22 protein-coding genes and 1 pseudogene are annotated in these 25695 nt (G+C 73.0%); 10 read left to right on the top strand and 13 right to left on the bottom strand.

Annotated elements, in window-relative coordinates; translation table 11 throughout:
- Positions 1-22: 22 nt before the first annotated feature.
- Positions 23-1732, bottom strand: coding sequence for an ABC transporter ATP-binding protein (locus AB0B58_RS37535; RefSeq protein WP_360234355.1), 1710 nt, complete (start codon positions 1730-1732; stop codon positions 23-25).
- The gene (locus AB0B58_RS37530; protein WP_360234382.1) at positions 1729-3288 is read right to left on the bottom strand and encodes an ABC transporter ATP-binding protein; all 1560 of its coding nucleotides are present in this window, start codon (positions 3286-3288) and stop codon (positions 1729-1731) included. Before AB0B58_RS37530 ends, AB0B58_RS37535 begins: the two co-directional genes overlap by 4 nt.
- A gap of 288 nt (positions 3289-3576) precedes the next feature.
- Here AB0B58_RS37530 and AB0B58_RS37525 point away from each other — a divergent pair, with 288 nt between their 5' ends.
- The gene (locus AB0B58_RS37525) at positions 3577-3933 is read left to right on the top strand and encodes a PepSY domain-containing protein (RefSeq protein WP_360234352.1); all 357 of its coding nucleotides are present in this window, start codon (positions 3577-3579) and stop codon (positions 3931-3933) included.
- 9 nt (positions 3934-3942) lie between these two features.
- Here AB0B58_RS37525 and AB0B58_RS37520 read toward each other — a convergent pair whose 3' ends face one another.
- The gene (locus AB0B58_RS37520) at positions 3943-5280 is read right to left on the bottom strand and encodes a HAMP domain-containing sensor histidine kinase (protein WP_360234349.1); all 1338 of its coding nucleotides are present in this window, start codon (positions 5278-5280) and stop codon (positions 3943-3945) included.
- Positions 5281-5373: 93 nt separating this feature from the next.
- Here AB0B58_RS37520 and AB0B58_RS37515 point away from each other — a divergent pair, with 93 nt between their 5' ends.
- On the top strand, positions 5374-6045 hold the full coding sequence (locus AB0B58_RS37515) for a response regulator transcription factor (RefSeq protein WP_360234347.1): 672 nt from the start codon (positions 5374-5376) through the stop codon (positions 6043-6045).
- Positions 6046-6072: 27 nt separating this feature from the next.
- A complete protein-coding gene (locus AB0B58_RS37510; protein ID WP_360234344.1) occupies positions 6073-7191 on the top strand; it encodes a magnesium transporter CorA family protein in 1119 nt (372 codons plus the stop codon).
- 9 nt (positions 7192-7200) lie between these two features.
- Here the strand turns inward: AB0B58_RS37510 and AB0B58_RS37505 are convergent.
- The 4 genes and pseudogenes from AB0B58_RS37505 to AB0B58_RS37490 all read right to left on the bottom strand — a co-directional run.
- Positions 7201-7773, bottom strand: a pseudogene (locus AB0B58_RS37505) (hypothetical protein); the annotation flags it as partial.
- Between the two features lie 572 nt (positions 7774-8345).
- Positions 8346-9527, bottom strand: coding sequence for a hypothetical protein (locus AB0B58_RS37500; RefSeq protein ID WP_360234341.1), 1182 nt, complete (start codon positions 9525-9527; stop codon positions 8346-8348).
- On the bottom strand, positions 9524-10471 hold the full coding sequence (locus AB0B58_RS37495; protein WP_360234338.1) for a MoxR family ATPase: 948 nt from the start codon (positions 10469-10471) through the stop codon (positions 9524-9526). The genes AB0B58_RS37500 and AB0B58_RS37495 overlap by 4 nt, the downstream gene beginning before the upstream one ends.
- Positions 10468-11523, bottom strand: coding sequence for a hypothetical protein (locus AB0B58_RS37490; RefSeq protein WP_360234335.1), 1056 nt, complete (start codon positions 11521-11523; stop codon positions 10468-10470). Before AB0B58_RS37490 ends, AB0B58_RS37495 begins: the two co-directional genes overlap by 4 nt.
- A 187-nt stretch (positions 11524-11710) precedes the next feature.
- Here AB0B58_RS37490 and AB0B58_RS37485 point away from each other — a divergent pair, with 187 nt between their 5' ends.
- The 4 genes from AB0B58_RS37485 (at position 11711) to AB0B58_RS37470 (ending at position 17084) form a co-directional block, all read left to right on the top strand.
- On the top strand, positions 11711-12838 hold the full coding sequence (locus AB0B58_RS37485) for a serine protease (protein WP_360234332.1): 1128 nt from the start codon (positions 11711-11713) through the stop codon (positions 12836-12838).
- A gap of 100 nt (positions 12839-12938) precedes the next feature.
- On the top strand, positions 12939-14072 hold the full coding sequence (locus AB0B58_RS37480; protein WP_360234329.1) for an amidohydrolase family protein: 1134 nt from the start codon (positions 12939-12941) through the stop codon (positions 14070-14072).
- Between the two features lie 12 nt (positions 14073-14084).
- A complete protein-coding gene (locus AB0B58_RS37475; protein ID WP_360234326.1) occupies positions 14085-15473 on the top strand; it encodes a glutamine synthetase family protein in 1389 nt (462 codons plus the stop codon).
- 96 nt (positions 15474-15569) lie between these two features.
- Positions 15570-17084, top strand: coding sequence for a glycosyltransferase (locus AB0B58_RS37470; protein ID WP_360234323.1), 1515 nt, complete (start codon positions 15570-15572; stop codon positions 17082-17084).
- Positions 17085-17091: 7 nt separating this feature from the next.
- Here AB0B58_RS37470 and AB0B58_RS37465 read toward each other — a convergent pair whose 3' ends face one another.
- The 6 genes from AB0B58_RS37465 to AB0B58_RS37440 are packed head-to-tail and all read right to left on the bottom strand — an operon-like array spanning position 17092 to position 23396.
- Entirely contained in the window at positions 17092-18195 is a 1104-nt protein-coding gene (locus AB0B58_RS37465; RefSeq protein WP_360234320.1) for an effector-associated domain EAD1-containing protein, read from the bottom strand.
- On the bottom strand, positions 18185-19804 hold the full coding sequence (locus AB0B58_RS37460; protein ID WP_360234317.1) for an ATP-binding protein: 1620 nt from the start codon (positions 19802-19804) through the stop codon (positions 18185-18187). Before AB0B58_RS37460 ends, AB0B58_RS37465 begins: the two co-directional genes overlap by 11 nt.
- The gene (locus AB0B58_RS37455) at positions 19801-20430 is read right to left on the bottom strand and encodes a hypothetical protein (RefSeq protein ID WP_360234314.1); all 630 of its coding nucleotides are present in this window, start codon (positions 20428-20430) and stop codon (positions 19801-19803) included. Before AB0B58_RS37455 ends, AB0B58_RS37460 begins: the two co-directional genes overlap by 4 nt.
- Positions 20427-21815 (bottom strand): effector-associated domain EAD1-containing protein, encoded by a 1389-nt coding sequence (locus tag AB0B58_RS37450; protein WP_360234311.1) that lies wholly within the window; start codon positions 21813-21815, stop codon positions 20427-20429. Before AB0B58_RS37450 ends, AB0B58_RS37455 begins: the two co-directional genes overlap by 4 nt.
- A 3-nt stretch (positions 21816-21818) precedes the next feature.
- On the bottom strand, positions 21819-22904 hold the full coding sequence (locus AB0B58_RS37445; protein WP_360234308.1) for a ThiF family adenylyltransferase: 1086 nt from the start codon (positions 22902-22904) through the stop codon (positions 21819-21821).
- A 3-nt stretch (positions 22905-22907) separates the two neighbouring features.
- The gene (locus AB0B58_RS37440) at positions 22908-23396 is read right to left on the bottom strand and encodes a hypothetical protein (protein WP_360234305.1); all 489 of its coding nucleotides are present in this window, start codon (positions 23394-23396) and stop codon (positions 22908-22910) included.
- Between the two features lie 270 nt (positions 23397-23666).
- Between AB0B58_RS37440 and AB0B58_RS37435 the strand changes: the two genes are divergently transcribed.
- Genes AB0B58_RS37435 through AB0B58_RS37425 form a run of 3 tightly spaced genes read left to right on the top strand, consistent with a single transcriptional unit; the run spans position 23667 to position 25689 of the window.
- Positions 23667-24080 carry a DUF6069 family protein gene (locus tag AB0B58_RS37435; RefSeq protein ID WP_360234302.1) on the top strand — a complete coding sequence of 138 codons (414 nt, stop codon included), beginning with the start codon at positions 23667-23669 and terminating at the stop codon, positions 24078-24080.
- 56 nt (positions 24081-24136) lie between these two features.
- The gene (locus tag AB0B58_RS37430) at positions 24137-24493 is read left to right on the top strand and encodes a YciI family protein (protein WP_360234299.1); all 357 of its coding nucleotides are present in this window, start codon (positions 24137-24139) and stop codon (positions 24491-24493) included.
- Positions 24494-24507: 14 nt separating this feature from the next.
- Positions 24508-25689: an RNA polymerase sigma factor gene (locus tag AB0B58_RS37425; RefSeq protein ID WP_360234296.1), complete on the top strand. Its 1182-nt coding sequence runs from the start codon at positions 24508-24510 to the stop codon at positions 25687-25689.
- Positions 25690-25695: the final 6 nt, after the last annotated feature.

Raw genomic sequence — 25695 nt, 5'->3', positions numbered from 1 at the left:
TTATCCGACTGCCGCCGGGTGATCAGCCGCCGTGCCACGACCGCCACAGGGCCGCGTATGGACCGCCCGCCCGCAGCAGTTCGTCGTGGCCGCCCAGCTCGATGATCCGGCCACCGTCCATGACCGCCACCCGGTCGGCGTCGTGCGAGGTCTGCAACCGGTGCGCGATGGCGATGACCGTGCGATCGTGCAGCACCGCGGCCAGGGCGCGTTCCGCGCTGCGTGCCGCCGTGGGATCCAGGAGCGCGGTGGCCTCGTCCAGGATGACGGTGTGCGGGTCGGCGAGCATCACCCGCGCCAGCGCGAGCTGCTGGGCCTGTCCGCCGTCCAGCGGGTTCTCGCCGAGGTCCGCGTCGAGATCGTCGGCCCAGTCGGCGCCGACGGTCTTCAGGGCCCGCCGCAGCGCGTCGTCCGGGGCGTCGACCATGAGGTTCTCCCGCAGCGACTCGCGGAAGACGTGGTGCTCCTGCGTCACCAGCACCACCTGCCGGCGCAGCTCGTGGGGCGGCAGGTCGGCGATGGGTACGCCGCCGACGGTCACCGATCCGCTGTCCGGACGGTCCACCCCGGCGATCAGCCGGGCGAGGGTCGACTTGCCGGCGCCGGAGAGCCCGACGATGGCCAGCCGCTCGCCCGGTCGCACGGTCAGCTCGACGTCGTGCAGGACGTCCTGCCCGGACTCGTACGCGTAGCGCACCGCGCGCACCTCGATCCGGTCGCCGTCGGGCGCCCCGATCGCGCGGGCCCGTTCCGCGGGCACCGCCGCCAGCCCCTCGACGCGGGCGAACGCGGCGCCGCTGCTCTGCAACTGCTCGATCCAGAGCATGATGGTGTCGAGCGGCCCGACCAGCTGCCGCAGGTACAACACCGCGGCGGCGACCGTGCCGAGCGTGACGGACCCGGTGAGGTAGAGCCGGCCGCCGATCAGGAGCACCAACACGACGGGCAGCACGTACGACATCTCCACCAGCGGGAAGAAGACCGACCGCAGGCTCAGCGTGGCCAGCCGGGTACGCCGGGTCTCCGCGATCGCCGCGTGCCCCTTCGCCAGCCGGCGGGCACGCAGGTCGAAGGCCTCGATCGTCCGGGCGCCCGCCGTCGTGGCCGCCAGCTCGTCGGCCATCACCGAGTTGGCCGCGCCCTCGCGCAGGTACGCGTCCCGGGCCCGGCGCAGGTACCACCGGGTGACGAACCAGATGCCGGAGAAACCGACCAGGCCCGCGGCACCGAGCGGGGGGCTCAGCACCACCACCGCGCACACGATCAGCAGCATCTGCACGGCGGCGATGAGCAGTTCCGGCAGCACGTCGCGCAGGGTCGTCGCGACCGCGTCCACATCGGTCGTGCCCCGGGCGGTCAGGTCCCCGGTCGGCACCCGCTCGACCACCGCGGCGGGCAGGGACAGCGACTCCCGCAGGAAGCCCTCGCGGATCCGGGCGGCGGTGCGCTCGCCGAAGCGGTAGCCGACCGTCAGGGCGTACCGGGAGAGCAGTGTCTGTGCGACCGCGCAGGCCAGCACGGCGACGGCCAGCCGGTCCACCCGGCCCGCGCCGTGCCCGCCCGTGACCGTGTCGATGATCCGGCCGAGCAGCCATGGGCCGCCCAGGCCGGCCAGCGCGGCCAGGGCGTTGAGGACCAGCATCGCCACGACGGTGCGGCGGTCGGCGGCCACGAGCCGCCGGGCGGCGCGGGCGACCAGGCGCTGATCCGCGATCGGCAGCGCGGCGCTCACGCGGCGTCCACCGCCTCGTCCTCGCCGAAGACGCGGGCGACCAGGCGCACGTACCCCGGGACCGTGGAGAGCAGTTCCCGGTGTGATCCGGTGGCCGCGACCCGCCCGTCGACCAGGTAGTGCACGACGTCGGCGCGGTCGAGCAACGCCGGTGACGTGGTGGCCACCACCGTGCCGCGGCCGGCCCGGGCCGCCGCGAGCCGTCCGGCGATCGCCGCCTCGGTGTGCGCGTCCACCGCCGAGGTCGGCTCGGCGGCCAGCAGCATCTCCGGGCGCTGGTACAGCGCCCGGGCCAGCCGGACCCGCTGCCGCTGCCCGCCGGAGAGGTTGCGCCCGCCCCACTCGACCGGGTGATCGGGACCGCCGACGTCGTGTGCCACCGCGGACTCGATCGCCTCGCGGACCCGCTCGTCCCGCGGGGTGTCGCGGCCGGCGACCACCTCGCGCAGCGGATCGGCGAACAGGTCGGCCTCGTGCTCGGCGACCAGGATCCGCGCCCGCACCTCGTCCCGGGCGATGCGGTCGAGCCGGACGCCACCCCAGGTCGCGTCCGTGTGGCCGTACCGGCCGAGCCGCTCCAGCACCGCGGCCGCGTCGGCCGGCCGGGCACCGGCGAGCGCGGTCAGCAGGCCCGGCCCGGCCGACACCCCGGACACCGGATCGTGCAGGGCCGCGGGCCCGGCCGGCGCCGGCTCACCCGCGGTCTCCTCCAGGGGCAGGCCGAGGAAGGCGACCACGTGGCGGGCGGCGACCAGCCCGCGGGTGACGTCGAACCCGCAGAAGATCATGACGTTGACCGGGATGACCAGCACGGCCGTGTAGCCGTACACGGCGACCAGTTCGCCGGCCGTGAGCTCGCCCGCCGCCGCCTGCCGCGCCGCCAGCCAGATCACCACCGCGAGGAAGACGCCGGGCAGGCCCTCGCCGAGCGCGCCGACCCAGCTGCTCACCCGGCCCACCCGGTAGCCCAGGTCGCGCAGCTCGGCGGAGTTGCCCCGGTACCGCGCCAGGTGGCCCTCCTTGCCACCCAGCCCGTTGAGGATCCGCAGGCCGGTGACCACGTCGACGAGCTGGGCGGCCAGGGCGCCCTGGCGCTTGCGGTACCGGGCGCCGGCGGCCTGCACCCGGGCCAGCAGCGGACCCACGGCCAGCGCGAGGACCGGCACGCCGGCCAGCACCACGACGGCCAGCAGCGGCGAGGTGCGGAAAAGCAGGACGGCGACCACAGCGTACGCGAGCACGCTGGCGACGCCGACGCCGCCGACGTTCATCGCCCGCCCGATGGTCCACACGTCGGCAATGCCGATGGTGACCACCTCGCCGGAGGTGACCCGGCGGGGCAGGGCGGCACCGAGCCGGGTCGCGTGGGTCATCACCAGATCGGCGGTGCGCAGCGCGGCGGCCAGGCGCAGCTTGGTCATGGAGCGGTGCCGCATGATGCCCAGCCCGGCGCTCGTCACGCCGGCCAGCAGCACCGCGGCCGTCCAGGCGATAAGCGTCTCCGGCCGCCGCTGGCCGAGGCCGCGGTCGATGGCCTGGGACAGCAGGTAGGGCATGAGGGCCAGGCTGGCGAACCAGAGCGAGCCGAACGTCGCGCCGAGCAGGACCCGTCCTTTCAGGAGTCTGACGAGCCACCAGAGGTAACGTGCGGGTCCCCGTATATTCACGAGCACCATGCTGCCTGGACACCCGTGGCCCCCGGCAACGCAATATCCAACCGCGACGCACGTCACGCCGTGCCAGGAGATGGACAGGTCTCGTACAGGGTTCGGCCCGGTACCGAGCGTCACGCAGGCACCGCCCGTACTGCCCGATGTCAGCACACCATGGCCTCGGAGGTTCACATGCGCAAGATCCTGCTCGTCGCGGCCGGCGTCGCCGGGGTGGGCCTGCCCCTGTTGGCGGGCACCGCCCTGGCCACGGCGAAGGACTCCCGCGACGCGACCCGTTCCCCGGCCGGCTTCGAGATCGAGATCGATCCGGAGCTGGATGCCAGGTTCGGGCCGCGCCCGGTCAACGCCGTGCAGGCCGGCGCGATCGTCACGCGGCGGTTTCCCGGCGCCCGCATCATCGAGGCGGAGCTGGACGAACGCGGCGGCGGCCCGATCTGGGAGGTGGAGTTCTCGCTGGGTGGAGACGAACGGGAGGTCGACGTCGACGCCGTCGACGGAACGATCCTCTCGGGCGACGACGATGACTGATCGCGGAAACTAGGCGGGCAGGGCGACGACGGCGTCGATGCCGGTGGGAGCGGCGGCGTCCAGCCTGGCCCGGCCGCCGCTGGCCTCGGCCAGCTGGTTCACCAGGGCCAACCCGAGGCCGGTGCCGCCCTTCAGCGCGCCGGGAGCGCGCCAGAAGGGCCGCAGGGCCTGGGCGCGATGTTCGTCGGTCAGGCCCGGGCCGGCATCGACGACATGGAGTTCGACCGTCGTCTCCCCGGCCTGCCAGGTGACGGCGACGGTGCTGCCGGCGGGCGCCACGTCGAGGGCGTTCGAGATCAGGTTGTCGAGGATCTGCTCCATCGCGCCGGGTACGGCCTGAGCGGTCACCCGCTCCGGTCCGCGGGCCGTCAGGACGACGCCGCGATCGGCGGCCACCGGTTCCCAGGCCGCGGTCCGCACCGCCACCGCCGCGCTGATCGCGACCGGTTCGGTCGGCATCGTCCGATATTCGCTTCGGGTCATCGCGAGCAGCGTGTCGACAAGGGTGGCGAGCCGGTCGGCCTCGAGCAGGGCCGCCCGCAGGTTGGCCCCGCCGCCGTCGGCGACGTCGGGCTCCAGGTTCTCCAACCGCAGCCGCAACGCGGTCAGCGGCGTCTTGAGCTGGTGCGAGGCGTGCCCGACGAAGGACCGCTGGGTGGCGATGAGCTCCTGCAGGCGCGCCGCCGTGGTGTTGAAGGTCGCCGCCAGCCGGCGCAGCTCGGGCGGGCCGGTCGCGATGGACGCCGGCGTGGTGGAGCCGTCGGCCAGGTTGCGGGTCGCGCGCTCCAGCTCCCGGACCGGCCGGCCGATCCAGCGGGCGAGGGCGAGCGCGATGAGCGCCCCGCAGACCAGCACCACCACCCCGACCCCGGCCAGCACCATCCGGAACTGGTGGATCCGGGCGGTCAGCGGCGCGCTCGAGACCCTGACCCGCAGGGCGCCCTGGGACGGCTTGCCGGGATGGATCGGCACGGCCACCGACATCATGCCGCCGCCGATCTCGCTGATCACCGGCGTGTGACTGGCCAGCACCGCCGCAAGCGGCGGGGTGGCGGAGCCGCCGGTCCGCGTGCCGACCACCGGCCGGCCGGCGCCGTCGACCAGGTCGATCCGCGCGCCCCACCGGCGCGCCGCGTCCTGGACCAGCGACTCGATCTGACTCTGCTGGTCCAGCCGCAGCGCGGTGTCGATGAACGCGGCGAGCGTCTCCGCATCGTGTTCCAGCTGGGCGAGAGCGTGCTGCTGTTCGCCGCGCTGGTAGACGTACCCGAACGGCAGCGCCAGGCCGACCAGGACCACCAGGGTCAGCGACAGATAGGTCAGCAGCAGGCGGCGGATCACAGCCATCGGTACGTCGGCCCGGGCCTGCGGGTTCAACCATTCGGGGCCGCCGGCCGTACCTCATGCTGTCGCGGGGATTTCGGGTGGCCGGGAGGCGTCGTGCGGGTTCTGCTGGTGGAGGACGACGAGTCGATAGCCGAGCCCCTCGCCGACGGGCTGGCCCGGTACGGCATCACCACGCACCGGGTGGTCACCGGCGCACAGGCGCTGCGCGCGCCGCTGGGTGACTTCGTGCTGCTCGACCTCGGCCTGCCCGACATCGACGGCATCGACGTGTGCCGCCGGCTGCGGCAGGTCAGCGACGTCCCGATCATCATGCTGACCGCCCGCGGCGACGAGTCCGACCGCGTCCTCGGCCTCGAGATCGGCGCCGACGACTACATGCCGAAACCGTTCAGCACCCGGGAGCTGGTGGCCCGGATGCGGGCGATCGGCCGGCGCACCCGCACGGCCCGGGCCACCGTGTCGGGCCGGCTCGGCCCGCTGACGATCGACGAACGCACCCGGCAGGCGAGCCTGCGCGGCGAGGTGCTGCCGTTGACGCCGAAGGAGTATCAGCTGCTCGCCCTGCTGGCGGCCGATCCCGGCGCGGTCGTGGACCGGCGCCGGATCCTGGAGACGGTGTGGGAGCCGAACTTCTTCGGCCGCGGCAAGACCCTGGACTTCCACGTCGCGGCACTGCGCCGCAAGCTCGGCGACCCGCGGTGGATCGAGAACCGTCGCGGTATCGGATTCCGGCTGGTCCTACCCGCCGGGGCCGCTCCCGGGTGACGTCGGCGGGTGGCATGCTCGGGACTTGTGACCGATCTGCCGAAGACACCGCACGACTCCGACTACCCCGACGGGGGCGCTCCCGTTGTTCGGCCGGTCACGGCGGCGGGGGATCCGCAGACGCCGGGGCCGGCCGCGCCGAGCGCCTCATCGGCCGTACCGCCGCGGTGCCCGGCCCGGACGCGGCTGTACCGCGCCGGGAGACTCCTCGAGGAGGGGTTTCCGGCGGAGCAGATGAGCGAGCGCCTCGCGGCCGACCCGGCGGCGGTCGTGTGGCTGGACCTCTACGACCCCTCCGAGGACGACCTGGCCATCGTCACCGACGAGTTCGGCCTGCACGCGCTGGCGGTCGAGGACGCCATCAGCCCGCATCAGCGGCCCAAGGTCGACCGCTACCGCGACCACCTGTTCGCGAATCTGTACGCCGTCTCGGCGACCGCCGGCTCGCACGGCCTGGCGACCGGTGAGATCAGCATGTTCATCACGCCCCGGGCGTTGATCACGGTGCGGAAGAACGACTTCGACATCGACGCGCTGATCGCCCGCTGGGACGTCAACACGGACCTGATCACCGACGACAACCAGATCGGCATTCTGGTCTACGGGCTGCTCGACGCCGTCGTCGACGGCCACTACGAGGCCGTCGAGAGGCTGGACGACGCCATCGACGAGCTGCAGGCCCGGCTGTTCCAGGCCCGCGCGGCGGTCGACATCCGCCGCCGCGCCTACGAGCTGGGCGCCGATCTCGCCGCGCTCCGCCGCGTCGTCGCACCGATGCAGGACGTGGTCGGCCGGCTGATGCGCACCGACAGCCACCTCGTGGACGCCGAACTGAGCCTCTACTACCAGGACGTTCAGAATCACGCGTTGCACACCAGCGAGACCGTCGACGCGGCCGGCGACCGGGTCGACCGCATCGCCGCCACCCAGCTCAACGAGCAGAGCGCGCAGCTGAACGAGATCACCAAGAAGCTCGCGGCGTGGGCCGCCATCATCGCCGTGCCGACCGCCGTCACCGGCTTCTACGGCCAGAACATCCCCTATCCCGGGTTCGGGCACCATGCCGGCTTCATCACCAGCAGCCTCGTCATCGTCACGCTCGCCGGCGGCATCTACTACTACCTCCGCCGCAACAACTGGCTGTAGGCGTGCCCCTCACCGCTGAATGACCCGGCGCCAGAACTGCCGGTCGTCGTCGAAGAAGGCGATCATCCGCTCGGTGCCGTCGGCGTCGATGCGCCACAGCTGCGCGCCGTGCGGAAGGCGGATGCTGTCCACCTTGAACTCGGCGATGACGTCGCTGCCGTCACCGGGCGCGAACCCGTTGCCCCGAAACGGCGGCCGCTCGATGACCCAGCCCGCCATGGCCCGCAACGCCTGCTCGTCCCGTCCGCCATAGGGGATGCGGTACATGCTCGGGAGGAACGCGGGCCAGCGCAGGACGTGGATCTGTTTGAGGCCGGGCTCGAACGGTGACCCCTCGTGGCCCAGACCGAGCGCCACGATCAGCTGCTCCGGGGTGCGGAGATGCTCCACCTCGCCGAGGCGGTGGACGAAGCCACCCACCCGGTCGTAGCCCCGGTTCAGGTAGAAGTCGACGTGATCGGGCCGGATGGCCTTCTGCATGACGGTGGCGCTCTGCCCCCCGTGGCTGATGGGTGCCGGGGCCGGGACCGGCGCCGCATACCGTATCCGGCGAATCGGTGCCCGCGGCACCTCGGCCGGCACCTCGGCCGGGGCCGCAGTCGGCTCCACGGCCCGCAGGCGACGTTCCGCGTCCTCGACCGCGGTGCTGCGAGCGTCGAGGTCGGCCCGCATCGCGACGATCCACCGTGCGTCCGTGCCGTCGGACCCGGGCCGCCGGCCCGCCTGGTCCAGCCAGTCGCGTGCCGCGGCCGGCCGCAGGAAGTTCAGCGCGGTCAGCTGCTGCGCCTCGGCCAGCCCGGGCCGGCCCTGCCAGGGCCTGCCCCGCCGGGAGTACTCCCAGAGCAGCTGGGACACGTCCTGCAGGCGGACGGCCCCGGCCTCCGCGATCAGCCGCTCCAGCAGGAGGTCGCGCAGTTCGGGAGCGATCGCGTACAGCCCGTCGCCCATCTCGTCGCAGAGCGCCGACAGCAGCAACGTGGACTCGGCGTCGTACGCAAGCACGTTCGGCGGGTCGAGGAAGTAGTTCACCCGCAGCAGATGCAGGAAGTCCGGGTCGAGCACGACCGGGAGCGCCGCGTGGCAGGCGAGCAGGAGCATCGTCGACCCGTGCCGGCGGGCGAAGTCGTCCAGGCGCCCGGTCGACAGCGCGGAGGTCATTCCGTACCACCGCCGACCGGCCGTGGCACCCGCGCCGGGTGGCCACGCAGCAGGTTCACCGCCCGGTGCATGCCGGCGACGGTCATCGGGAACATCGGGACGTGCCGGGCGATCTGTGCCGCGGTGGAGCCGGTCCAGCGGTCGGGCGGCAACGGATTGAGCCAGACGATCCGCCGGGTCCAGGTGTGCAGGCCCTTGACGAAGGCGACGGTGTCGAACAGGCGCAGGAGGTCGTAGCGCCCGCGCGCGGCTCCCCCGTCGCTGATCACGGCGACCGCCGCGTTGCGCGCGTACCGCTCGAGGGTCTCGAACGCGGAGGCCGGAACGGTCAGCTGGTCGTCGGTCATCAGAATGCCGTCGGTCAGCGGCTGGATCTGGCCGAGCACCGGGTCCAGCGACGGGAATGGGCTTCCGCCGAGCGAGGTCAGCATCGCCGGGTCGTTGCCCTGCAACGGGATGTCGTGGAAGTAGCGGATCTCGACCTCGCGCAGCTGGCCGGTGCTGCGGATCGTGCGGCAGACCTCCTCGACGTAGGTGTGGAAGGGCGCCATCGAGCCCTGCCGGTCCACCAGCAGGAGCAGCTTCGCCCGGTTGCGCCGCCGCGGCCGCAGCGCCGGCGGCGTCACCACCCCGGCGTCGGACCGGCGGCGGACCGTGGCGTCGACGTCGAGTTCGGTGGCCGGTCCCTCTCGCACCGACCAGCGCAGCCGCCGCCAGGCCTGCGCCACCGTCCGCTGATCGACCGGGAACTGCGGCAGGAAGATGTGCTGTGCCGGGCCGGTCAGCGGCTCGGTCACCCGCAGGGCCGGCAGCCGGCCGGTGGCGGCGATGGTGAGTGCCGCCCGGCCCGGCGCCGGCTCGGCGCCCGGCTTCGCCGGGCCCGGCCGGTTCGCGTCTCGCGCGGTCGGCAGAAACCAGGCGCCGGCGGACGCGTGCTTCTCCGGCCGGACGTCGTCCGCCCGCCACTCGTCCGGGAAGTGCTGGTCGAAGAGCGCACCGACGACGGCCTGCTCGGCGCGGGACTTGGCCCAGACCGCCGTGCACACGGCGCGCAGCTCGGCGCGGCTGGACAGCCCGTGGCCGGAACGCAGGGCCTGACGGACGGCCTCGTACTCGGCGGGGCCGACGGCCAGACCCCGGCGCCGCAACTGCTGGAAGAGGTCCCAGAGCACCGTCATGACATGGGCGCCTGTTTCCTGGCGCGCTGCTGATCGCCGCGGTCCTTGAGGATCGCCTCCAGGTCGGGCAGCATGGCGAGCTCGCTGGGCGTGGTGCCGGCGTACTCCTCGTAGCGCACCCAGTCGAGCAGCTCGGACAGGCCGGGCTGCTTGGTGAGGTCCATCGCGCGGAGCTTGCCGATGATCTCGATGGCGCGGCCGGACAACGGGCTGTTCAGGTTGTGCAGCCGAAGGATGGCGTCCAGTTCCGACGGTGTCTGCGGGAACTCGACGTAGTAGTAGACACAGCGGCGCAGGAAGGCCGGCGGAAGCGGCTTCTCCTCGTTGTGGGTGATGATGACCAACGGGCGCAGCCCTCCGGCCTTGTACCCGATCTCCGGCGCCTCGGTCACCTCGAACTCCATCCGGTCGAGCTCCCACAGCAGGTCGTTGGGGAAGTCGAGATCCGCCTTGTCGATCTCGTCGATCAGCACCGTCGACGCTCGGCCGTACTGTGCGCGGGCGATGGCCCGGCCCAGCGGCCCGAGCCCCACGTAGTTCGCGGCGGACCGGGCGAGCGACTCACCGTGTCCCCCCGTCGGGCCGTACGGTCCCATCTGCGCGTCGTAGAGGCGGCGGACCGCGTCGTAGGTGTAGATCAGGTCCTGGGCGCGGCTGGTCGACTTGATGTACGCCGTCTCCAGCGGGGTGCCGAGCGCATAGGCGACCGAGTGTGCGAGCCGGGTCTTTCCGCACCCCGGCTCGCCCTGCAGCAGCAGCGGCCTGCCCAGCGTCAGCGCCAGATCGGTGACCCGGACCAGGTCCTCGCTCGGCAGGTAGGGCTCGGCGGCCAGCTCGACCGTCGGCCAGTCGGTCTGCCGCACCGGCCCCTGTTCGACCTTCTCGAGCAGCCTGGTCCGCGGCAGGCTCTTCAGCGCGTCGGCGTAGCTGATCCGGCCGTTCATCGGGCGCTCCAGTCCATGGCCTCGTGCATCTCCAAAGCGTTCAAGAGTTCCTCCGGCGTGCGGTTGAGCTGGACCAGGCCGCAGTGCGCGTCCAACCGGTCGTAGACCAGGTCGACCGGCAGGCGGTCATGATCGAAGGCGGCGAACTCACCGAGGACCACCTTTCTCCAGCGCTCGACGAGGTTCTGGTCCCACGGCATGCTGCTGCCGATGTCGTCGACCCACTTCCGGACGTCGGCGATCGCGAAGCGCGGCTCGGGCAGCGCGATCACGCCGTCCGGTACGGGGCTGCCCGCCGGCAGCCCGAACGCGATCACCAGGTGGTGCCGCCCGTCGGCGGCGAGGCCGCGGTCGATCCGCTTCCAGATCTCGGCGGCGGCCTCGGGCTCGGCGGTGTACGCCGGGACGATGACGTGCTGCCGGGCCAGCAGGGGGCCCAGCTTGGCCAGCTTCTCAAGCACCACGTCCACCGGGGTCGAGACCGGATCCACCACAAGGGGTACCCCCATGGTGGTCACCTGATCGCGGCTCCACCGCAGCAGGCTGCTGTGGTGTTTGAGGCTCTCGCAGAAGCACCTCAGCATCCGTGACGACGGCGTGAACAGGGCGAAACCACTGGTCGCCGGCGCGCCGGGCAGCAGCCCGACACCGGACAGCACCGGCCCCACCAGGTCGAGCAGGTGAATCTGGGCCACCTCGTACGGCTGCGGGCGTGCCGCGCGGAGCCCGTTGTCCAGCAGGACCAGCTGCGCCCGGATCTCGGTGAGCGCCCTGCCGAGCTCGGTGCCCTCCACGCCGGCGGCGGCGTTGTCCACGACCCCCAGCAGATGCCAGCCGCCGCCGCGGTCGTAGGTCTGCTCGAGCTGGCTGACGATCAGCAGCAGGTCGCCTCGCACGTTGTTGTGGTTCCGGTTCAGCGATCCGCTGTGCGGCACGCCGGCCAGCAGCGCCGTCCTGCTGCCCAGGTCGCCCTGCGACAGCATCGGCAGATCGGCGAGCTTCTCCACGAGCAGCAGGCGGAGATCATGAGGTATCACCGACCGGCCCGCCACCCAAGGTCCACCACCACCGTCACTCCGATCGACACGCGACTCCTCTGGGGTAGCCGAAGCGTATCCAAGATGGTGACCGTCGGCGACGTACGCTGCGGTGGCACGCCCCGGTCCCATGTCGGCGATCCGACACCGGATCCGGCGTTCGCCGCCCCTACGATCCACTTCGACTGAACGAGGTGGTGCCGTGCCCACAGCCGGACTCGGATCCAGGTTGCGTGACGAGTTGATCGACGCGCTGATGGAGGCGCCGGGGGCCGACAGCGCGGCCGGACGCACCGCCCTGCTGACGGGCATACCGGGCCCGGTCCGCGCGGCGCTCAACCGGGCCGACAACCAGTTCGTCGATCTCACCAACATCGTCGACCAGGTGGAGAAGCTGGGCCGCCTGGACAACGGTGAACGGCCCGCGGTGATCGTCGCCCACAACGCGTGGCGCCGATGCGCCGGTACGGAGCTGGGCCGCCGCCTCGCCGAGGTGGAGTCGGCTCTGGAGAATGCGTACGGAGGGGACGAGCCGTCGTTCGACCTGCCGGCCCAGCCGGAGGCGATCGTCTCGGGCGGCGACGGGGAGTGGGTCGACAGCGGGTTCTTCCCCCGGGCCCAGCGGGCCGGCGCGGGTGTGGCGCGGCTGCTCGTGCCCCGCTACGAGGAGGGCGGGCCGGCCTCGCCGGTCGGCGCGGTCGGCAGCGGCTGGCTGATCACGACGAGCCTGCTGCTCACCAACTGTCACGTGGTCGAGGCCCGCGCCGGCACTGAGCGCCCCGCCACCACAGCGGAGATCCGCGCACAGACGGCCGGCGCGGAGGCCTGGTTCGACTACCACACCGAAGGCGCCCGGCCGACGGTGGTGCGGGCGGGCGAGCTGGCCGCCGTCAACCGCGAGATGGACTACGCGGTCATCCGCCTGACCCCCGACGACGCCCTGGCGGGACGGCCGGTGCCGGTGGCCCGCCATCGACCGGAGCTGACCACCGGCTCCCGGCTGAACATCGTTCAGTGTCCCGGCGGCGGGCCGTTGCGGTACGCGATCCGGAACAACTTCTTCGTCGGGGCCGGGCGGTCGAAGGAGCAGATCCGCTACCTGACCGACACCGTACGCGGCTCGTCCGGCGCGCCGGTGTTCGACGACGCCTGGCAGGTGGTCGCGATGCACCGCCGCTTCCGGCCGGTCGATCCGGCGCCGTACGCGCACGAGGACGGCGGGCGCCGCCTGGTCAAGTTCCACAACGAGGGCATCCTGGTGGCGGACATCCTCACCGACCTGCCCGGCGAGCTGCGCTCCGAGATCGAGGACGGGCAGGGCTGGCGGTGAGATTGCCCGGGTTCGTCAGGTAACGTCCGGGGCGGCGCGCCGCGCGGGCCGGGCGCCGGTGACGCTGGACAATGGCCGGAGTCGCGGCGGCGCGACATCGATGACCGGAGCGGTGATGCTCGAGGGTGTGCGGCTGGTGGACCACCACTGCCACGGCGCCGTGCGCGGACCGCTGGACCGGGCCGGCTTCGAGCTGCTGGCCACCGAGGCCGGTCAGGCCGCACCGCCCGGCTGCACGTCGCTCGACTCCCAGCTCGGCTTCGCGATCCGGCGCTGGTGCGCGCCGCTGCTGGGGCTGGCGCCGCACGCGGCCGCCGACGACTATCTGCGCGAACGTGCCCGGCTCGGACCCGCGGAGGTCAACCGCCGGCTGCTGAGCGCCGCGAACGTCGCCACGTTCCTGGTCGACACCGGATTCCGGGCCGGGGACCTGCTCACCCCCGCCGAGCTCGCCGCGCTGGCCGGGTCCGCCGCGGCCGAGGTGGTCCGACTGGAGGCCGTGGCCGAGCAGGTCGCCGGGGACGGGGTGAGCGCCGGGGGCTTCGCCGCCGCGTACGCGGACGCCCTGGCCGCCGCCACCGAGCACGCGCACGCGGTCAAGTCCGTCCTGGCCTACCGGCACGGCCTGGCCATCGCGCCCGGGCCGCCGTCGGAGGCCGAGGTCCGGGCCGCCGCGGGGCGCTGGCTGCGCCGCGCCGAGGGTGCCGCGCAGGCCCGCCTCGACGACCCGGTGCTGCTGCGGCACGTGCTCTGGGCCGGCGTCGAACGCGGGCTGCCGGTGCAGATCCACACCGGATTCGGCGATCCCGACCTCGACCTGGCCGGCAGCGATCCGGCGCTGCTGACCGGGTTCCTGCGCGCGGTGCAGGGCCGCGACGTCGCCATCATGCTGCTGCACTGCTACCCGTACCACCGGCAGGCCGGCTACCTCGCCCAGGTCTTCCCGCACGTCTACCTCGACGTGGGGCTGGCGGTCAACCACGTCGGCGCGCGGGCGGCCGCGGTGATCGCGGAGTCGCTGGAGCTGGCCCCGTTCCACAAGGTTCTCTACTCCTCCGACGCCTTCGGGCTGCCGGAGCTGCACCTGCTGGGCGCGGAGCTGTTCCGGCGGGGGCTCACCGAGGTGCTGGGCGGATGGGTTGCCGCGGGTTCGTGGTCGGCGCCCGACGCCGAGCGGGTGGCATGGATGATCGGCGCGGGAAACGCCGAACGGGTGTACGCGCTGCGACGCTGACAGGAGCGGATCATGTTCGGGGACCGGATGCGAAGCGACGCCGACGAGCTGGCGGCGCGGGCCGAGGACGCGGCCGGCAGACTGCGCGATGCCGGGGTGCACGGCATCGTGCTGCCGTACGTCGACACCGCCGGCGTCACGCGGATCAAGACCGTGCCCACCGCCCGGCTGGCGCGGGCCGCGCGCTGGGGCGTCGGGATGTCGCCGGTCTTCGACGTCTTCCTCACCGACGACTCGATCACCGCCAGCGAGCACGTCGGCGGCCCCGACGGCGACCTGCGCCTGGTGCCCGACCTGGACCGGCTGACCACCCTGGCGGCCCAGCCCGGCTGGGCGTGGGCCCCGGTCGACCGGTACTCGCAGGCCGGCGACCCGTGGCCAACCTGCCAGCGCGGCTTCGCCCGGGCCATGGTGGAACGCGCCGCCGCGGCCGGCCTCACCTTCAAGACGGCGATCGAGGTGGAGTGGGCGCTCGGCCGGGCCGGCACCGACGAGTTCGTCCCGGCCTGCACCGGCCCCGCGTACGGTGCGACCCGGCTGATCGAGCTGAGCGACTACGCCCGGGACCTGCTGGCGGCCCTGGACGCGCAGGGTGTCGAGGTCGAGCAGCTGCACCCCGAGTACGCCGACGCCCAGTTCGAGCTGTCCGTCGCCGCCCGCGACCCGGTCGGCGCCGCCGACGACAGCCTGCTGGTGCGCCAGACCATCCGGGCGGTGGCGCACCGGCACGGCCTGCGGCCGTCGTTCGCCCCCTCGGTGCTGGCCGGCCGGGTCGGCAACGGCGGGCACGTGCACCTGTCCGTGGCGCGCGAGCGCCGCAACCTGTTCAGCGGCGGCCCCGGACCGTACGGGCTGACCGACGAGGCGCAGGCCGCCACGGCCGGCATTCTGGAGCTGCTGCCGGCCCTGCTGGCGATCGGCGCGCCGTCGGTCGCGAGCTACCTGCGGCTGGTGCCCTCGCACTGGGCCGGCGCGTACGCGTGCTGGGGTCACGAGACCCGGGAGGCCGCGCTGCGGCTCGTCACCGGCGACGCGGGCGAACAGGAGTCGGCGGCCAACCTCGAGGTGAAGTGCTTCGACCTGGCGGCGAACCCCTACCTGCTGTTCGGCGCGCTGATCGCCGCGGTGCTCGACGGCATGCGGCAGGGTTTGCGGCTGCCGCCGCCGGTGACCGGCGACCCGGCCGCCCTCTCCCCCGGCGAGCTCGCCGAGCGCGGCATCCGGCGGCTGCCGACCACGCTGGACGACGCCGCGCAGGCGCTGTCCGGGTGCCCGCCGCTGCGGGACGCGATGGGCGACGTGCTGACCGGCGCGGTGCTGGCCGTGCGCCGGGCCGAGGCGCAGCGGTTCCGGGAGGTGCCGGACGAGGACGTGGCGGCCGCACTGCGCTGGGTCTACTGATCCTGCCTCCGGATGACGCCGGCCGCCATTGATCGTCGGCTGACAGTATGGTGTCGGTGACCGAAGCGGGGTGCCGGACTCGGTGGTGGGAGGCGGATGTCCACCGACAGCTTGACGGCCGCGGACCGGATGCGGCTCCTCGATGAGCTGATCATGGTGTTCGACACCTGGGGCCGCATACGGCATCTCCGCGAGTACACCGCCGCCGAGACCCTGGGGCTTCACGACCGGCGCGAGACCGTCGAGGAGCTCTGGCGCTCGGTCGCGCACCACTGCGACGTGGCCGCGGCGTCGCGGGGGTACCGGGAGCTCCTGGCCCTCGCTCTCGAGGTGCATCCGCACAATCGGGTCTTCAACGAGATCGCCCGGATGCTGACGCCCGGCGCGGACCACCCGGCGGCGCCGGTCGTCGCACCCCGGTCTCGCCCGCCGCTGCGGATACTCGTGGTGGCGACGGAGTGGTCCTCGCACGCCGGCGGTCTCAGTACCTACAACCGCAGGCTCTGCGTGGCCCTGGCCCAGGCCGGTGCGGAGGTGACCTGCCTGGCCGCCAGCGCGACCAGCGTGGAGGTAGACGCGGCGGCCGCCGAGCGGGTACGTCTCGTGCAGGCGATCGCGTCGCCGGGGTCCTCGCCGCAGGAGGCGCTGTACCGCCCGCCGACGCTGATCGGCGGTCCGCCCGATGTCGTCATCGGCCATGGGCGCATCACCGGACCGGCCGCCCAGGCGCACTGCCGCGACCACTACCCCGCGGCGCTGGGTGTCCACCTGGTCCACATGGCCCCGGACGAGATCGAATGGCACAAGCCACACGGAGGGATTGACCGGTCGCTCTCCGCCGAGGAGCGGACCAACATCGAGGTCGACCTCGCCGAGTCGGCGGGCCTGGTGGCGGCGGTGGGACCGGGCGTGTTCGGCCTGTTCCAGTTGGAGCTGTGGGGCTTCCCGAATCCTTCCGACATCATTCGACTCGACCCCGGCTTCATGCCACCCCCGATCGTCCGCCCGGTGCCGCCGAGTTCACCCGTCCGGGTGTTGCTGTTCGGCCGTCTCGAAGACGCGGAGCTGAAGGGCGTCGACATCGCGGCACGCGCCGTCGCCTACGCCGCCCAGCACCTGCGACACGGACCGGAACTCCAGTTGCTTGTTCGCGGCGTGCCACCCGGTGAGGGCGACCGGCTGCGCGAGCAGATGATCTCGTGGGCAGGACCGTCCTCACTCGAGGTGTTGCCGCGCGTGTACACCGTCGACAAGAGGCGCGTCGAGGCCAACCTGCGAAGCTCCTCGCTGGTTCTCATGCCCTCGCGGGCGGACGGCTTCGGCCTGGCCGGGGTGGAGGCCATCGAGCAGGGCACGCCGTTGCTGGCCAGCGCCAAGTCGGGGCTGGGCAGGTACCTCCGGGAGTTCCTGCCTCCCGAACAGTCCCGGAGGATGATCGTCGACGATCATCCCGATCCAGAGGTGGCGTGGGGGCAGGAGATCCTGGGGGTCGTCAAGCGCCGCGAGGCGGCCTTCGCCGACGCGGCCGCGGTGGCGGCCTTCCTGGGTGAACTCCGTCCGTGGTCCACCGTCGCGGCGGATCTGCTCTCCGCGGTGCGCGCCCGCCTTTGATCGGTTCCTATCGGCGCGACGATGCCGGCCGGTTGCACTCCCGGCGTAGCCGCTGCAACCGCGCGTTGTCCGGGTAGCGGTGCCGGGCCCGCTCGATCAGCCGGTCGACGCCGTTGAGCAGGGTTCCGCTGACGAGCTCGTGCATGACCTCGGCCCACCGCTCGTCGGCGCCGACGAAGGAGGAGAGCCGGGCGATGGGAAAGCCGATGTCCTGGAGCAGGCCGTTGATGGCCCGCTCGTCCGCACACACCTCGCAGAGGACCGCCCGCAGCTCCGCCGGGAGGGAACGGTCGACCCGGCGGCGCCCGAAGAAGTCCTCGAGCAGGATGCCGAGCGTCGGGCAGGAGAGGTATTCCCGCTCGCCGGCGGAGTCGGCGCCGAGGCTGACCGGCCGATCGGCGACCGGGCCGTCGAAGTGGTCGATCAAGGGCCGGCGGGCGGCCACCGGGTCACGCCTGTCGTAGAGGTCTATCCAGTGCTCGGCCGCGGCCGGCCAGGCGCCGAGCGCGTGCGTCGGCGCGGGCGTGAGCGAGGCGAAGACGCGCGGGACGGCGAGCGGGCAACGGATCGACACGAACAGCGGGACCCGGCAGTGCGACGCCGCCAGCGCCTCGTACGCGACGACGCTGCCGGTGCCGAGCGCCAGAACGAGGTCCGGGCCGAACTCCTCCACCTTGGCGGCGACCACGTCGCGCGCGGAGTCGCGCAGCGCCGGTCCCGCGCCGGCGACGTCGGCGGGGTACCGGCCGTTGTCTTGATCCGGTGCGAGGGTCGCCGCGTGCGCCGGGCCGGGTCCTCGATCGGTGAGCGCAACGACCAGGCGGTCGGCCGCCGCCGGATCGGCCTGGGCCGGGACCGGTGGGGTCAGCAGGACGCCGGGCACGCCGAGCCGCGCCGTGGCCGCCAGGGCCTCGCCCTCGGCCGGGCGCGGGTGGGCCATCTCGACGTCCAGGTCGATCCGCCCGCGCGCGCTGGCGGGCAGGCCGCGGAGCAGGTGGTCCTTCCACTCCAGGGCCCATTCGGCGCACACGCACCGGGGCCCGGCGTGGCCGCGGTCGTCATCGAGGTCGGGTACGGCGAGGACACGCACCCGGACGAGATCAGTGACCATGATGGACGACGTCCGGGGTCGTGTCCTCGCCCGGCGTGCCGAGCCGTACGGCAGCCGACTTGTCCATCACGGCGAGGTCATCCAGCTGATAGCGACCCGTCTTGGTCTTGACCATGCCGATGCCGGGCGACTGTGGATCGACCGGCGGAACGAGCCGCGCGGAGGCGCGCCGTCTCGCCCTGTGCATCGTCCCGATGTATTCGCCGAACCGGCGCGCCGCGCTCGGCGCGGAATCGTCCGGATCGCCGGTCGCCACGGCATGGCACATGGCGCTGATGTCGTCACAGCTGAATCCGTCGGTCGCCCGGGCCACGGCGTCGAGCAGCGCCCCGTCGACCGGCGCTGCGACCCGGCGGGCGTAGTGCGCGGCGAGAGAGCGGCGCGCGTCGAGGTCGGGCAGGCCCACGCCGACCGGCCTGAGACGCCCGGACCGCAGGAGGGCCGCATCGATCGTCTCCGGCCGGCGGGTGGTCGCGATGAGGGGCACCTGCTGCGCACCCGCCGTTCGCTGGATCCGTTCGATCAGGTGGGCGAGGAGGGTGTTCCCGAGCGACCAGCCGCCGGCGGTGTGGCCGGCGTCGTCGAGGGCGTCCAGGTCGTCGATCAGCAGCACGCCGGGTGCGGTGCGGCGGGCCAGTTCGAGCAGGGCGCCGGCGTGCTCGAGCAGCTGCTGATCGCGGTGCGGGGTGGCACGGCAGGACAGCACGACGAGATTCGCGTCGAGCTCCCCGGCGGCGGCCCGGGCGATGAGGGTCTTGCCGTTGCCGGCGGGTCCGTGCAGAAGCACGCCGGCCGACGTGCGCGGCGACCGGGTGAGCTGGTCGCGCATCTCGTACTTGACAACGGCGTAGCCCGCCACGTCGGCGTACCGCACTGCGGGCGCCTGGAGAAGTTCCCACCTGGCCACCGTTCGCCGCCGGAATCGGACCGCCTCCGAGCCCAGCCGGGCCAGCGGCAGGCGTTCCTCCCGTGCCCCGGCCGCATGGACGAGCGAGCGCAGGAGCCGCCGGATGCCGACGACGTTCAGGCTCACCAGGCAGGAGTAGACCGTCGCCTCGTCGAAGTCGGCGAAGATCGCGGCCTCCGCCCGGGTGAACAGGGCACGCCCGATCGGCACCGTCCCGGAGCGCAGGTGCAGCAGCGGCGGCAGCGGATCGACCAGGACCTCGACGCCGAACCGCTCGCCGAGCGCGCGCGGTACGTCGCTCATGGGATCGACGAAGCCGAGCACGACGCGGTCGGGCTCCCGGTTGAGGGCATCGACGAGCTGCCGCGGGCCCGATGACGGCGTGCCGTGGTGGCTCGCCACCGCCGCGTCGAGATGGGCGAGCGCGAGCGCCTGTCCGGCCGGCGCGCCGCTCACCTCCTCGGCGATCGTGTTTGCGGTGTTCGCGTCGACCGGCCGCAGGTCGGTGCGACGGGTGAGCACCGCCGCGCAGAGATGCGGCACCAGGTCACCCTCGCTCCTGACCAGCACGGACAGCCCGGCCGCGAGGTACCCGGCGATGCTGTCGATCTCTCGCCAGTGCACCAGCCGGACGGCCTCGCCGTCACTGATCTCCTCCGGGTGTTCCACCCTCGGGCGGTCGGCGGTGGGCGCCCCGGTCATGCGACCACCGCGCCCGCCCGGCGGACGCCGGTGAACGGGATGTCGTGGAAGCGCCCGCCGGCCAGGCGGAACATGCGCAGGCCCCGGCAGGACGGTTCGAGGTTGACCAGGACGGCGATCTGCCACGGGCGCCGGAAGACGGTGCGGTGCAGCTCGACGTCCATGTCCGACATGCCATGTCCTGGGTACACGGCCACGGGGTGGGTGTGGTACCAGCCCAGGAGTTCGATGTCGGTGCTGTTCGCGACGAGCCGGCCGACGCGCAGGAAGCTCTCGGCCGGGAACGTGAACGTGCAGCGCGATCCGGTTCCGCGGGCGGCCCTGGCCTCGGTCACCTCCAGCACGGTCCGCTGCGGTGCGTCCGCGTCCCGGAACCGTCGGCCGAGCAGGAAGCCGCCCTGCTCCGAGTCGGCGGGGAAGCTGTCCGGCCGCAACGCGCGGCCCGCGGCAGGGCGCATCAGCACGACCGGGCAGCCGTCCGGTGTGGCCGGTCGCACGCCGGCCACACCGATGAGGTCGGCGAGGCGCACCGGCTTCGGCGGCGGCTCCTCCACCCTCTCGATACGCAACAGGCCGGTCCGGGCCGGCCGGCCCGGTGCCTCCCGCACGGTGGTGTCCGACGTCATGCCGGGAACGCCTCTATGCCGGGCCGGAATCCGCCGGGCCGGGGTTCGGTGACGGCGGGGCGCAGCGGGCGCCCGCCGATCGCCACGATGCGGTCCTGATTGCCACCGGCCCAGGCGGCGGCCGACCGGTCGAAGAAGTTGTTGAACGTGTCACCGGCCTCGGTGTCGAACAGGCTGTAGTTCCGGTACCCGGCCAGGTCGCGCAGGCTCTGGCAGAGCCGGCCGAAGTCCAGCGCCGGCCCGTACGCCTCCGCGAGCTCGCCGAGGCAGACCAGCCCGCGCAGGGACGGCTGTGCCGCGGACTCGGCGCAGTCGTAGTTCGGGAATACGTTCGGGTGGAAGACCTCGGTGACCCAGAACACGACCGGAGCGGTGACCGGGAAGTCGGCGCCGAGCCGGATCTGCACCACGTGACGGTCGATGGGTACCGGCTCGGTTCCGCCGGCGGGCGGCGGGCCGAAACCGGGCGCGTCGAACTCGACCTCGTAGCAGGTTGCCATGCGGGGAAGATCCGCGGTGACCACGACCTCGGGATGATCCAGCGCGAATGCCGTCATCTGGTGCTGTGCCCGGACCAGAGCCTGATCGCGCCATCCCGGGTTGACCGCTCCGGCCCTCGCCTCGAAGCCTATTTGAACCGATGCGCCGTCGAGGATGCCCGCCTCGTCGAGGGTGGCCTCCGGATCCAGACGCTCCGACCGGCCGTCGTCGAGCAGACGGTCGACCACCGTGGGTCGATGATGCTCGTCGGAAGCGTCGAGGTAGTGCCCGACGACCTGCTGGGCGACCGATCCGACGGTCTGCTGGGCGGGTACGTCGGAGAGTCGGAACCGCTGACCGTCGGGGCCCTGCACGATGAGCTCGCCCACCAGATAGGTGGGGGCGCCCGGCGGAATCGCGTTCCACTTCAGGTCGGTACCGCCGAGAAGCCCCTCCACCGCCGCGATGTCGTCGGTGTTCAGGCGGTACAGGGCCGCCGTCTCGGAGTTCCACAGCTGGTGCGCGGTGACTCCGCCGGCGGAAAGGGCCTGCTCCAGCAGGCCCTCGGCATGCTCCTCCGTCTTCAGGAGCAGATGGCAGGTCGGGTCGGCGGGCGGCGACTCGGGCGCGTACCTGGTGGCCAGCCGCTGGAAGGTCGGGTTGGCCGGGTAGTACTGGATCAAGGCGCGCAGCAGGGAACGGTAGCCGTCCGGCAGCAGGCCCGCATCCAGCTCCTGCAGAACGGTGCGCCACCCGTTCTCGACGCTGAGGCCCGCACCCGGGATCCGGCTCGACGGGTACCCGATGTCGGTCAGGATGCCGCGCAGCCGCTCCGGCGTGGGGAACGCCTTCGTCAGCGCACCGAGCAGCTGCACCCGGTCCCGCTCGCTGAGCGCGTTGTCCACCGTCTAGACCGCCAATCGAAGTAGACGCGTGACGCCGTCGGGGTCCCGAACCGGCAGGATCTCCTGCGGCGCCACGCCCAGGTCGCTCAGCCTCCGGGTCTCGTCGGCCTCCGCCAACCGGATACCGGTTCGGCGTACCACCGTGTTAGCACATCCGGGGCAAGGGGTCACGCCGGGTCTCGCCGCGTCCGCGGGCGGCAGCCGGAGCCCGCAGCGCCGGCAGACGTCCGTGACCGGGAACTCCGACCAGGCGAGCGGGTCGCTGCCGGCCGGCAGCGCGGAGATCAGATCACGGACCCGGTCACGATGCGTGACCGGCAGGACGCGGTCCACCGCCGACATCGGATCGTGGTACGGGCAGGCCGGGTCCCGGGTGAAGTCGACCCGGCGGGTCGTACCTCCCAGCGCGTCGATCCGCAGCGCGTGGTAGCCGAGCGGCAGCCCGAGAAGCAGCCGCAGCGCGGCGATGGTCAGCCAGCCCGCCACCACCGACGTCGTCGCGATCGAGGCCGGCTCGTGTCCCTCCGGCTGCGCCTCGGCGCAGCTGCGGGGAAGGTCGGCGACGCCCCGCTGTACGACCGTGAGCGAGCAGGCGTAGCAGGGTTGGGCCGGGTCGCTGCGCACCCGGATCTCGCCGCTCCACGGGCCGGTGCCGCCGTCGAGGAGGTTCGTGCCGACCAGCGCGCTGCGGCCGAGGAGCTGCATCCGGGCCCGGATCGAGTCCAGGCACCCGATCACGAGGTCGGCGTCGGCCAGCTCGCCCAGCCCGACGCCCGAGGTGAGGTCGCTGTGCCGGGGCACGACCGACGCGCCCGTGGCCAGCGGTGCGAGGCGGGCCGCGGCCGCCTCGGCCTTCGGCCGGCCGACGTCGGCGGGGGTGAACAGGACGGTTCGGCTGAGGTTCGTCAGTTCGACGGTGTCGGGATCGCAGATGATCAGGCGCCCGACGCCGGCCAGCGCCAGGCTCTGCAGGACCGCGGTGCCGAGCGCGCCGACACCGGCGAGCACGACCGTGGCCTCGGCGAGCCGGTCCTGGTCCCAGCCGTCGATGCTCCGCTGACGTGCGAAGCGGTCCTCCGGAATGCTCAACCGTCAGTCCGCCGGACGGCTGAAGGTGACCGGGCACCGGTCGATCCGGCCGGTCGGCTGCCAGTGGTCCCAGCAGACGAGGCCGGCCGCCGGGTCACGGTGGACGGCCAGGCCGCAGATCGGTGCCCGGCCGGGCGTCTGTACGGCGCACGGACAGACGATGACGGATTCACCGGCGCGGAAGGTGTGCCCGCACACCGGGCACGCGGCTCTGCGCCCGCCCGGTGACCGGCGGACCCGCCAGTCGTTCGCCGGCAACACGATCACGTCGGCGCCGCCGACCGGCCGCCAGGTGGTGAGCGCCCCGGCGCTGAACGCGACGGCCGATTCGCTGTCGCCGGGATCTTCGCCGCCGGTGGCCGCGCAGGAAAGCTCGGCCGCCAGGTGTTCCACCCGACCGTCCGGCCCGACCCGCACGTGATCGCCGGTGCGGAACGAGTGACCACAGGTCCGGCACCGATCGGCGAACCACGGCGAGTCCGTTGTCGTCATCGCCTCACCGGGTTCACCGGTGGGGTGGCCGCGCCTGGCGAGTCCGCGTTCGAAGGCACGGACGGTGTCCGACTCCGCCGCAGCTGTGTTGTCGACCCTCACGGCCTCGTCCTCCTGCCGCACCCGTGTGACCCGTTCATGGTACGACCGCGGTGGGGCCGAAAGTTTTTTGAAATATCTTGGACGGGCCTGTCGATCGGGGCCGGGCCGGTTCGTAGCCCTGGTGAGACACCGGCACCGAGCCGGTGCCCGAACCTACCGGAGGCCACGATGACCACCACCGCGAACCCGACCCGCGCCGCCGCACCGGGCATCGGCGCGCTGACGATCACCGGCGTCGCCGCGGCCGCCGTCGCGAGCGCCGCCACCATGGCCGTCGCCGCCGCCGGCCGCGCGGCGGGCATCAGCCTCGACGTGAGCGGCGCCCCGATCCCGGTCACCGGGTTCGGCGTGCTGACGGCCGTGTTCTCGCTGGTCGGCCTGGTCCTTGCCGTGGCGCTGTCGCGCTGGGCGCGGCACCCGCGGCGCACGTTCGTCCGCACGACGGTGGTGCTGACCGTCCTCTCGCTGGTGCCGGACGTGATCGCGGACGCCGCGCCGGCCACCAAGGCACTGCTGATGATCACCCACCTGGTCGCCGCCGCGATCGTGATCCCCGCCGTCGCGCGTCGCCTGGCGGGCTGACCCGCCCGCGGCCTTACCGTCAACCATTCCCCATACCTGGCAGACCGGAGGACATCATGAAGCAGTACATGCTTGCCGTGCACAGCGTCGAGGGCGCGCCGACCAGATCGGACGAGGACACGCAGATCGCGTACGGCCGGGTCGACAAGATCAACGAGGAACTGCAGGCCGCCGGCGCCTGGGTCTTCGGCGGAGGTCTCCTGTCGCCGGAGAGCGCCACCGTCGTCCGGGTCGAGAACGGCAGGACGTCCATGACCGACGGGCCGTTCGCCGAGACGAAGGAGCAGCTCGGCGGGTTCTGGGTGATCCAGTGCGCGGACCTGGACCAGGCGCTGTCCTGGGCGGAGAAGTGCGCGGAGGCCTGCATGGAGCCGGTCGAGGTGCGGCCCTTCCAAGGGGAGCCCGAGAACTGAGCCGGTCATCCGACATGGATCTGGGACTCGTCTACCGCCAGGAATACGGCCGTTGCGTCGCCACGCTGGTCCGCCTCCTCGGCGACATCAACCTCGCCGAGGAGGCGGTGCAGGACGCGTTCGCGGTGGCCCTGGAGAAGTGGGAGACGCTGCCGCCCAACCCGGGCGCCTGGATCGTCACCACCGCCCGTAACCGGGCCATCGACCGGCTTCGCCGCGAGTCCACGCGCGAGGCCCGGCACGCACAGGCCCTGCTGCTGTACCAGCAGGATCAGCCCCAGGAGGTGGGACCGGTGAAGGACGACCAGCTCCGGCTCATCTTCACCTGCTGCCACCCGGCGCTCGCCCCCGACGCGCGGACCGCCCTCACGCTGCGCCTGCTCGCCGGGCTCGACGTGCCGGAGATCGCCCGGGCCTATCTCGTGCCGGAGCCGACCATCGCACAGCGGATCGTGCGGGCCAAGAAGAAGATCCGCGACACCCACATCCCCTACCGCGTGCCCGGCGCCGCGGAGCTGCCGGACCGGCTGCCGCCCGTGCTGACCGTGCTCTACCTGATGTTCAACGAGGGGTACGCGGCGACGACGGGACCCCTGATCCGCACCGATCTGTGCACCGAGGCGATCCGGCTCGCCCGGGAACTCGCCGCGTTGATGCCCGACGAGTACGAGGCCCTCGGCCTGCTCGCCCTGCTGCTGCTCACCGAGGCGCGCCGGCCGGCCCGGCTCGGCCCGTCCGGCGAGTTGGTCCTGCTCGCGGACCAGGATCGATCGCTGTGGAACCGGGCACTCATCGCCGAGGGACACGACCTGGTACGTCGCTGCCTGCGGCGGAACCGGCCCGGGCCGTACCAGATCCAGGCGGCGATCAACGCCGTGCACACCGACGGAGCCGCCACCGACTGGTCGCAGGTCCTGGCGCTCTACGACCAGCTCTGGTCCCTGATGCCGACGCCGATCGTCGCGCTCAACCGGGCCGTCGCGGTCGCCGAGGTGCACGGGCCGGCGGTGGCGCTCGCCGCGCTGCGGGACGTGGAGCTGCCGGACTACCACCTGCTTCCCGCCACCCGGGCCGACCTGCTGGTCCGGCTCGGACGCGAGGCGGAGGCCGCGGTCGCCTACGACCGGGCGATCGCGCTGGCCGGCAACGAGACCGAGCGCGCCTTCCTGCGGGCTCGCCTGGCCCGGCTCGACTGACGCCGC

Origin of the sequence: Actinoplanes sp. NPDC049118 (assembly GCF_040648555.1) — a bacterium.
Lineage (GTDB): Bacteria > Actinomycetota > Actinomycetes > Mycobacteriales > Micromonosporaceae > Actinoplanes.
This window is presented reverse-complemented; position numbering and strand designations above follow the sequence as displayed.